At 45.6% G+C, this 1,316-nt stretch carries 1 protein-coding gene and 1 pseudogene; one reads left to right on the forward strand and one right to left on the reverse strand.

The window, feature by feature from the left end; genetic code table 11:
- A pseudogene (locus tag KIV40_RS29965) lies at window positions 1-135 on the forward strand (Sec-independent protein translocase subunit TatC); the annotation flags it as partial.
- A 282-nt stretch (window positions 136-417) separates the two neighbouring features.
- Here the strand turns inward: KIV40_RS29965 and KIV40_RS29970 are convergent.
- Window positions 418-1,203 carry a TatD family hydrolase gene (locus tag KIV40_RS29970; protein ID WP_285352914.1) on the reverse strand — a complete coding sequence of 262 codons (786 nt, stop codon included), beginning with the start codon at window positions 1,201-1,203 and terminating at the stop codon, window positions 418-420.
- Window positions 1,204-1,316 lie beyond the last annotated feature (113 nt).

Here is a 1,316-nt window from a genome sequence, read left to right on the forward strand (position 1 = left end):
GGTATGATGCTGACGCCACCGGATATGATTTCACAGACGCTGCTGGCGATTCCAATGTGTATTCTGTTTGAGGTGGGGTTATTCTTTGCTCGCTTCTACGTACGCAAAGACGAGGAAGATGAAGTGGAGTCGTGAGCTTTTAACGCAATTCACTTATTCTCATCCAATCGTATGATTAAACAGCAAAAAAGCGGCCCAGAGGACGCTTTTTCGTTTTTATAATTATCGAATTTTTAACACGTAGCCACAGTTCTGACAGATATAAATCTCTTTTATACCAATGAGTTTATGCCAAAAGGTTCGATGTTGACGTTGTAAGTGCTGTGAATGGTCACACATAATCAACTACCTCCATATGCAGGAGATTGATATTAGACCGATTGAGCTTCTAACTCAAACTGAAATTGTAACTTTATATCAATTATTTAATGGTACGATTGGCTGTAATTTAAACAGCTGTTCGGCATTTCGGGTTGTGATCGCATCGACTTCTTCGATTGTAATACCTCGCAACTCGGCAATTCGTTTTGCGACAAGCTCAGTGTAAGCTGGCTCATTGCGCTTGCCTCGATTTGGGGTTGGTGCTTGGTACGGGCAGTCTGTCTCTAGGATCACCAAATCCATATCTAGGTGTGGAATAACCTTATCCATACCAGAGTTCTTAAAGGTCGAAACACCGCCTAACCCAAGGTGGAAACCAAGCGCATTGATCGCTTGAGCCTCTCCAAGGCTGCTACCAAAACAGTGGAACACACCGCGTAGGCTGCCATCTTGCTCTTGCTTCAATAGTGCCAATGTTTCTTCAACGGAATCACGAGTATGGATCACCACAGGTAAATCGAGCTCTTTAGCCCATTGAAGCTGAGTAACAAAGGCATACTCTTGTTCTGCTTCGTAGGTTTTATCCCAGTAGAGGTCGATGCCGATCTCGCCGACCGCGATAAAGTTGTGTTTGTCGAACCAAGCACGGATGGTCTTGAGCGTTTCCTCTATGTTTCCATCCACATAACAAGGGTGCAGTCCCATCATTGAGCGACATACCTCTGGGAACTGGCGCTCAGTGGCCAGCATCGGTTCGATCGAATCGAGGTCGATGTTAGGCAGTAGAATGCGATCAATCCCTTGAGCCAATGCGCGCTGCACGACTTGCTCGCGGTCGTTATCAAATTCACTGGCGTAGATATGGGCATGAGTGTCGATCATGTTGGGTTCCTGAAAAGCTGAAAAGTCGAGTTGCCCTGAGTATACGGCAGTGTGAGGAGAAGGTCATTTTTTGCCATTTCTCCCGGTTTTTATGGGGGTTTTAGGTTTTACTG

The sequence above is a fragment of the Vibrio sp. D173a genome, from assembly GCF_030248475.1.

Excerpts from the sequence above, each read along its gene's own strand:
- KIV40_RS29970 (WP_285352914.1), bottom strand. The coding sequence starts at position 1,203 with ATGATCGACACTCATGCCCATATCTACGCCAGTGAATTTGATAACGAC.